This is a genomic window from Streptomyces sp. NPDC059455, assembly GCF_042750115.1.
Taxonomy (GTDB): Bacteria; Actinomycetota; Actinomycetes; order Streptomycetales; family Streptomycetaceae; genus Streptomyces; species Streptomyces endocoffeicus.
The window spans coordinates 30672-38613 of record NZ_JBHYVB010000109.1; the positions used below are offsets into that span (position 1 = coordinate 30672).

7 protein-coding genes are annotated in these 7942 nt (G+C 74.2%); 3 read left to right on the plus strand and 4 right to left on the minus strand.

The genetic code is table 11. The features are described from left to right. Positions 1 to 157: 157 nt before the first annotated feature. Positions 158 to 961: a peroxide stress protein YaaA gene (gene yaaA, locus ACFXB5_RS32085; protein WP_385214389.1), complete on the plus strand. Its 804-nt coding sequence runs from the start codon at positions 158 to 160 to the stop codon at positions 959 to 961. 146 nt (positions 962 to 1107) lie between these two features. Continuing rightward, the gene (gene eda / locus ACFXB5_RS32090) at positions 1108 to 1767 is read left to right on the plus strand and encodes a bifunctional 4-hydroxy-2-oxoglutarate aldolase/2-dehydro-3-deoxy-phosphogluconate aldolase (RefSeq protein ID WP_385214392.1); all 660 of its coding nucleotides are present in this window, start codon (positions 1108 to 1110) and stop codon (positions 1765 to 1767) included. Positions 1768 to 1835: 68 nt separating this feature from the next. On the opposite strand, the gene ACFXB5_RS32095 is transcribed toward eda, so the two are convergent. The 4 genes from ACFXB5_RS32095 to ACFXB5_RS32110 all read right to left on the minus strand — a co-directional run bounded on the left by ACFXB5_RS32095 (position 1836) and on the right by ACFXB5_RS32110 (position 6010). Next, positions 1836 to 3083, minus strand: a complete 1248-nt coding sequence (locus ACFXB5_RS32095) for a bifunctional RNase H/acid phosphatase (protein ID WP_385214395.1) — start codon at positions 3081 to 3083, stop codon at positions 1836 to 1838. 4 nt (positions 3084 to 3087) lie between these two features. After that, the gene (locus ACFXB5_RS32100) at positions 3088 to 3831 is read right to left on the minus strand and encodes a zinc ribbon domain-containing protein (protein WP_201855719.1); all 744 of its coding nucleotides are present in this window, start codon (positions 3829 to 3831) and stop codon (positions 3088 to 3090) included. A 39-nt stretch (positions 3832 to 3870) separates the two neighbouring features. After that, positions 3871 to 4719, minus strand: coding sequence for a Nif3-like dinuclear metal center hexameric protein (locus ACFXB5_RS32105; RefSeq protein ID WP_385214398.1), 849 nt, complete (start codon positions 4717 to 4719; stop codon positions 3871 to 3873). A 253-nt stretch (positions 4720 to 4972) separates the two neighbouring features. Next, the gene (locus tag ACFXB5_RS32110; RefSeq protein WP_385214401.1) at positions 4973 to 6010 is read right to left on the minus strand and encodes an ABC transporter substrate-binding protein; all 1038 of its coding nucleotides are present in this window, start codon (positions 6008 to 6010) and stop codon (positions 4973 to 4975) included. A gap of 227 nt (positions 6011 to 6237) precedes the next feature. Between ACFXB5_RS32110 and ACFXB5_RS32115 the strand changes: the two genes are divergently transcribed. Further along, positions 6238 to 7942 (plus strand): hypothetical protein (locus tag ACFXB5_RS32115; protein WP_385214404.1); only part of this gene is annotated, 1705 nt, incomplete at its 3' end.

Genomic DNA, 7942 nt, shown 5'->3' on the forward strand with positions numbered 1-7942 from the left:
CCCCACCCCCGCGGCCCCCCCCCGGTCGCCCGGGGGGCGGGGGGCCGGGGGGGGTGGGGCCGGCGGCGGTCGGCGGGGGGGCGGGGCGGGCCCCGGTTTTCCGGGTCCGCCCCGCGCCCCGTCGCCGACGACCATTCGACCTTCGAGGAGATCCGCCGTGCTCGTCCTGCTGCCGCCGTCCGAAGGAAAGGCCACGGGAGGCGCCGGGTCCCCGCTGGACCTGGGTTCGCTGTCGCTGCCGGGCCTGGGCGAGGCGCGGGCGGAGGTGCTGGATGAGCTGGTGTCGCTCTGTTCGGGCGACGAGGGGAAGGCCGCGGAGGCGCTGGGGCTCAGCGAGGGGCTGCGCGGCGAGATCGCCAAGAACGCGGCGCTGCGGGAGGCCGCGGCGCGGCCGGCCGGGGAGATCTACACCGGTGTGCTGTACGACGCGCTCGGCCTGGCCACGCTGCCCGCTCCCGCCCGCCGCCGGGCGAAGCGGTCGCTGCTGGTCTTCTCCGGGCTGTGGGGCGCCGTACGGATCGGCGACCGTATCCCCTCCTACCGCTGCTCGATGGGCGTGAAGCTCCCGGGGCTCGGCGCGCTCGGCACCTACTGGCGGACCCGGACCCCGATGGCCGAGGTGCTTCCGGAGGCCGCCGGGGACGGGCTGGTGCTGGACCTGCGCTCGGCGGCGTACGCGGCGGCGTGGAAGCCCAAGGGGGCGGTCGCGGAGCGGACGGCGACGGTACGGGTGCTGCAGTCGAAGATCGTGAACGGGGTCGAGAAGCGGTCCGTCGTCAGCCACTTCAACAAGGCGACGAAGGGCCGGATGGTACGGGACCTGCTGACCGCGGGCGCCAAACCGGACGGCCCCGGCGAGCTGGTGGAGGCGCTGCGCGGGCTGGGGTACGTGGTGGAGGCGGCGCCGCCCGAGCGGGCGGGGCGTGCGTGGGGGGTGGATGTGGTGGTGACGGAGCTGTAGGTGGGTACTCGGGTGTTGTGCGGGTCCGCTCGCGTTTCGGGTGCTGTGCGGGTCCGCTCCCGTTTCGTACGGGCTCGTTGCGACTCGTACAGGCTCGTTGCGACATGCGCAACCACCATTGCGCGGTGCGCCGCACCGCGGGCAGGATGGGCGCCGTGACTAGCACCGCACCCTCCCCCGGTTCCCCGGATTCCTCGCTGCTCGACCTCGCCCCCGTCATCCCCGTGGTCATCGTCCACGACGTGGCCGACGCGGTTCCGATGGCCCGTGCGCTGGTGGCGGGCGGGCTGCCCGCGATCGAGGTGACCTTCCGGACGCCCGCCGCCGCGGACGCGATCCGGGCGATCGCCGACGAGGTCCCGGACGCGGTCGTCGGCGCCGGTACGGTCCTGACCCCGGAGCAGGTGGAGACGGCCGTCGCCGCCGGGTCGCGATTCCTCGTCACGCCCGGCTGGACGGACCGGCTGCTGGGGACGCTGGACGCGTCCGGGCTGCCGTATCTGCCGGGGGTCTCGACCACCTCGGAGGTCGTGGCGCTGCTGGAGCGCGGGGTCGAGGAGATGAAGTTCTTCCCGGCGGAGGCGGCCGGGGGCACCGCGTATCTGAAGGCGCTCGCCTCCCCGCTCCCCCGGGCCCGCTTCTGCCCGACGGGCGGGGTCAACGCCTCGAACGCCCTCGGGTATCTGTCCCTCCCCAACGTCGGCTGCGTGGGCGGCACTTGGATGCTGCCGTCGGACGCGCTGGAGGCGGGCGACTGGGCTCGGGTGGAGTCCCTGGCCCGGGAGGCGGCGGCGCTGCGGCGGTGACAGCCGCCGCCCGTCGGCACCGTGACAGCCAGCGCGATCGGCACCGTGACCGCTGCCGCGGTCAGTCCCTACCGCAGATGCGCCGTCTCGTTCAGCAGCCGCAACGACGCGTTCCCGTCCCCGTAGTACGCCACCGCCGTCAGCGATGCCGCCGAGAGCTCCATGCGGAACAGGGACTCCGGCGGGGCACCCAGGGCCAGCCGGACCAGGACTTTGATCGGGGTGACATGGGTGACCAGCAGCACCGTGCGGCCCGGGTAACGGGCGATCAGCTTGTCGCGGGCGAGCGCGACCCGGCGTGTGACCGTCGCGAAGCTCTCGCCGCCGCCGGTGGGGGCCACCTCGGTGGAGGCCAGCCATGCGTCCAGGTCGTCCGGGTAGCGCTCCTTGACCTCCGCGAAGGTCAGGCCCTCCCAGGCGCCGAAGTCCGTCTCGCGCAGCCCCTCTTCGACGCGGACGTCCAGGCCCAGGCGACGGGCCACCACCTCGGCGGTCTCCCGGCAGCGCCGCAGCGGTGAGGCGACGACGGCCTGGATGGTGCCGCGTGCGGCGAGCGCCGCCGCCACCCGCTCCGCCTGGTGGCGGCCGACGTCGGAGAGCGCGGGGTCGGTGCCGCCGCTGCCGGAGAAGCGCTTCTCGGGGGTGAGCGGGGTCTCCCCGTGCCGGAGCAGGACGAACGTGGCGGGGGTGCCCAGATCCGCCGAGCCCCAGCCCACCGCCGGGGCCGCCCCCGTGGCGGCGGGCTCGGCGAGGGCGTCGTCGGCGGGTGCGGCGGCCTCCGGCGCCACGGTCTCCGGCCCGGCCGCCACGGTCTCCGGCCCGGCGGCCTCCGGCGCGCCCGCCGCCAGTGTGCCGCCCGCCGCCAGTGTGCCGCCGGGCGGCACCTTCGGCTGCCACCGCTCGCCCCGCTTACCCGCGTCCATCGCCTCGTTGGCGAGCCGGTCCGCGTGCTTGTTGTTCTCGCGCGGGATCCACTCGTACGTCACCTGGCCGGGCGGGACGATCCCCTTGGCCTCGGCGGCGAGCGGCCGCATATCGGGGTGCTTGATCTTCCAGCGGCCCGACATCTGCTCGATGACCAGCTTGGAGTCCATCCGCACCCGGACCTCGGCCGCCGGGTCCAGGGCGTACGCCGCCCGCAACCCGGCGATCAGGCCCTTGTACTCGGCCACGTTGTTGGTCGCGGTGCCGATGTACTCGGCCACCTCGGCGAGCGTCTCACCGGTCTCGGCGTCGCGCACCAGGGCGCCGTAGCCGGCCGGCCCGGGGTTGCCCCGGGACCCGCCGTCCGCCTCGACGATGAAGCGCCGCGCCATCGGCCTACAGCCCCGACTCGGGCGTACGGACCAGGATCCGGCGGCAGTTCTCGCAGCGCAGCACCGTGTCGGGGGCCGCCGAGCGCACCTCGTTGAGCTCGGTGATGGCGAGCTCCTGGCGGCAGCCGTCGCAGCTCCGCTGGTAGAGCCGGGCCGCGCCGACGCCGCCCTGCTGCTGGCGCAGCTTGTCGTAGAGCTTCAGCAGATCGGCGGGGACGGTCCCGGCGATCACCTCGCGCTCCTTGGTGGCGGTCGCGATCTCGGCGTCGATGCCCTCGGCCGCCGCGTCCCGGCGCGAGGTGGCGTCGCCGATCTTCGACTGGAGGGACTCCACCCGCTCGGTCAGCTCGGCGGCCCGCTCCTGGACGGACTCCCGGCGCTCCATGACCTCCAGGACGATGTCCTCCAGGTCGCCCTGGCGCTTGGCGAGGGAGGCGATCTCGTGCTGGAGGTTCTCCAGGTCCTTCGGCGAGGTGACGGCCCCGGAGTCCAGGCGCTTCTGGTCGCGGGCGGCCCGCTGGCGCACCTGCTCCACGTCCTGCTCCGCCTTGGTCTGCTCGCGGGCGGTGTCGCTCTCCTCGGTCTGCGCGGCGATGAGCAGGTCGCGCAGCTGGGTGTGATCGGCGTTCAGCCTCTCGATCTCGGCGTGCTCGGGCAGCGTCTTGCGCTTGTGCGCGAGCTGCGACAGCCGGACGTCGAGCGCCTGGACGTCGAGGAGGCGGATCTGATCGGCGGGCGCGGCATTCAGCGTGGGGCTCCAGGGGAGTCGAGTGGGACGGAAACGAGGTCAGGGAGTCGAGCGAGGGGCGGCGGGAGCCGCGGCGTGGGCCGTCCAGGGGTCGGTCACGATACGGGAGACATGCGTCCGCAGACCCCAGCCGTGCCGGTCGGAAATCTCGTCCAGCTGGGCCGCGGCCTGCTCGGTCCAGGGCCATTCGGTGGCCCAGTGCGCGGCGTCCAGCAGGGCGAGATCGCTGTGCTCCCGCGCCTCCGAGGACGGGTGGTGGCGCAGATCGGCGGTGAGGAACGCGTCGACCCCGGCCGCGCGCACCGCGTCGAAGAGGCTGTCGCCGGAGCCGCCGCTGACGGCCACCCGGCGGACGTTACGGTCCGGGTCGCCCGCGGCGCGGATCCCCTGCGCGGTGGCGGGCAGCCGGGCGGCGGCGCGCTCGGCGAACTCCCGCAGCGTCTCGGGGTGGTCGAGCTCGCAGATCCGGCCCAGTCCGCGGCGGCCCTCGGGGTCGGTGGCATCGGGCACCAGCGGGCCGACGATCCGCAGGTCGAGCGCGCCGGCGAGGGCGTCGGAGACGCCGGGGTCGGCGGTGTCGGCGTTGGTGTGCGCGACCTGCAGGGCGATGTCGTTCTTGATCAGCGTGTGCACCACCCGGCCCTTGAAGGTGGAGGCGGCGACCGTGGTCGTCCCCCGCAGATAGAGCGGATGGTGGGTGATCAGCAGATCGGCGCCGAGGTTCACCGCCTCGTCGGCCACTTCCTGGACCGGGTCCACGGCGAACAGCACGCGGGTGACCTCGGCGTCGGGGTCACCGCACACCGTGCCGACGGCGTCCCACTGCTCCGCCCGCTCGGGCGGCCAGAGGGCGTCGAGCGCGGCGAGGACGTCGTTGAGTGCGGGCACGGGGCAAGGCTACCTCCCGGATCACGGCTGAGCCCTGCCCCGGCCTTCACACAGCGCGACGATGGTCGCCACGCGGGCTCCGCCCGGGACCAATGCCCGGCAGACCTGGCGCGGGCGCCGGCGGCGGGCCGCCTGCTCCGGTCCCTCGCCGGACCGAACCGGCATGTCCTGGACGTCATGTTCACCCTGCTCGACGCCGCCCGGGAGCGGAGTCCGCTCCCCGGCGGCACCCCCACTTACCGAGCGGAAACGCTCATCCGCGGACGAGGTAGCCGCGCAGGTCGTCCAGGACCCGGTCGGCGGCGGTGACGCCGAGGCCCAGGTACCAGGTCTCCTCGTCGACGGATCGGGCCCGGCCCGCCTTGACCGCCTTCAGCTTCTTCCACAGCGGGTTGGACTCCGCCTGGTCACGCTTGGTGGCCTTGGGGTCGCCGTAGACGCCGGTGAAGATCCAGTCGGCGTCGGCCTCGTCGATCCGCTCCGGGCCGATCTCCGCGGCGAGATCGTTGATCTGCTGGTTCTTCGGCCGCGGCAGACCGACGTCCTGGAGGATGGTGCCGATGAAGGACGCCTTGGCGTAGAGCCGGGTGGCCTGCGGCATGAAGCGGAGCATGGTGATCGTCGGCTTGTCGGCGCCGATGTCCTCGCCGAGCTTCTCGGCCTTCTTCTCGTACGCGTCGAGGGAGCGGTCGGCCTCGGCGGTGCGGTCCAGGGCAGCGGCGTTGAGGCGGTAGTTCTCCTTCCAGGTGAAGCCGGGGCGGATGGAGAAGACGGTCGGGGCGATCTGCTTCAGCTCGTCGTAGAGCGGCTCGGCGCGCAGCTTGCTGCCGAGGATCAGATCGGGGTGGAGGGCGTTGATGGCCTCGAGGTTGAGGTTGTTGATGGTGCCGACGTTCTTCGGGTTCCCGGCGTCCTTCTTGAGGTAGTCGGGTATGGCCTGGTCGCCCTCGGAGGGGGCGTAGCCGACCGGCTTCAGCCCCAGCGAGATCACGTTGTCGAGCTCGCCGACATCGAGCACCACGACCCGCTTCGGCTTGCTCTTGAGCTCGGTCCTGCCCATCGCGTGGGTGATGGTGCGGGGGAACGCGCCGGGCTTGGCGTCCGTGCCCAGTTTCGCGGTCTCCTCGGCCGCCTTGCCGAAGTCCTTGCCGCCCTGGGCGACCGACTTCCCGCCCCCGCCGTCGCGCTTGCCGTCGTCCGCGCCGTCGTCCGACGATCCGCAGGCGGTGAGGGAGAGCGCCCCGGCCAGGGCGAGGGCGAGGGCGGCACTGCCGCGTGCGCGCAGGGACATGACGGAGCTCCAGGGATAGCTGGGCACGCCCGTTCTCACGAGCGCGCCGATCGCACTTAGGTGTGCCTTACTTTAATCACAAACCATCCCCGCGTCGCTTACAGCACATTCACCCCCGACCTCTCAGGCGAATCGGGCAAGAGCCACACTTACGGGTGGAGCAGGCCCATTACGGCCTTCGGCAGGGAGTGCGAAAACTACGTTCAGTGGCCGGAGGTGACTGATCGATGACTGCCTGTGCCTTCGACACCGCCCTCACCGGGGGCGTCGGCGACCGGCCACGAGGGGGTTTCACCATCGCCTCGGACCGCTCGTACGGCGCGCGGCTCGCGCTCAGCGGGGAGGCGGGCTGCTGGTACCCCGAGCGCTGGACGCTGGACGGCCCGGAGCCCTACGCCGTGCCGCTGCCCGCCGCCCAGCCCGAGGAGCCGGACAGCGAGTTGCTGCCACTGGCCGACGGGCAGGTGCTCATCCACCGCCAAGTGGCCGGCCACCACGCCTTCTCGCTGCTCTACCCGACCGGCCCCGGCACCGGCGAGCGCCCGCTCGGCGGCATCGACCGCGCCGAGGTCTCGCTGCTGCCGCCCGCGCCGGGCGGCCTGTGCGCGTTCGCGCTGGGGCGCGGGCCGCGGTCCACCTCCGTCTGGCTGCTGTTCGGCGGCGGCGTCCTCGCCCCCCAGCACCTGGCCGAGGTGCCCGGCCGCTGTACGGGCGGCAGTTGGCTGGACCGTACGGGCCAGCTGCTGGCCCTCGACCGCGAACTCGACGGCCGCACCAAGACCGTCGTGGTCGATCTGCGGCGCGGCGGCGAGACCAGCCCGCTGCTCCAGATCACCGAGCGCAGCGACGACCGGCTGCTGCTCGCCGACCCCGACAGCGGTCTGCTGCTCGTACGGTCCGACGCGCCCGGCGAGCAGCGGCTGGGATGGGGCGTGCTGGGCAGCACCCGCCCGGTGCGGTTCCCGGACTGTCTGCGGCCCGCGGGGTGGTCGGAGGCCACGCCGTTCGCGGTACAGCCGGGGCAGGTGCTGACGCCCGAGGTGTGCGCGGTCGCCTTCCGCATCGACGGACGGGGCGGATCCGGATCCGGATCCGGATCCGGATCCGGGGCCGGGGCCGGGGCCGGGCGGCCGTGGGTGGGCGTATGGCGCCCGGCGGAGCGGCGCCTGCGCGAGTTCCCGGCCCCGGAGGGCTGGCTCCCGGGCGCGGGCCTGTGGACGAGGGACGGCGAGCTGCGCCTGCCGTACGTCACCCCCCAGGTGCCCTGCGGGCTGGCCCGGGTGCGCCTACCCGGGGCGCCGGGGGCGGCTCCGAGGTTGTCAGGGGGCTCGTGGGTGACGGCGGCGCCGGGTGCTACGAGCGGTGGCACGGCCAACGCCACGCACAGCACCGCGAGCGCGGCGGAGCCGTCAGGGGTGGGGTCGTTCGGGTCGACGGAGGCGCGGTGGAGACCCGACGACCCGACGGGGTCGTGGCGACGGGACGACACGGCGAGGCCATGGAGACCGGGCGACACGGCGGGGTCGTGGCGGTCGGACGACGTGGCGGCACCGTGGGGGCCGGACGACGCGACGGCGCCGTGGGGGCCGGACGACGCGACGGGAGCGCGGCGGATCTCGCGCGTGACACCGGTGGCCGAGCCATCCGGCCAGGTAGCGGAGGGGTCCGGTCCGACCCCGGCCCGGATGCCGGAGGCGCTGTGGCGACGGGACGAGGCGACGGGGGCCCGGCGGATCGCGCCGGTGGCGCGGGTGTCCGAGCCCTCAAGCCCAGTGGTGGAGCCGTCCGTCCCGGCCACGGCCGGAACGGCGGAGGCGCTGTGGCGGCCGGACGACGCGGCGGCGCCGTGGGGGTCGGACTACGCGGCGGGGCCAGAGGGGCCGGACTACGCGGGGGCGCCCGGGGGGGCGGGCAACGCGGGCGCGCACTGGC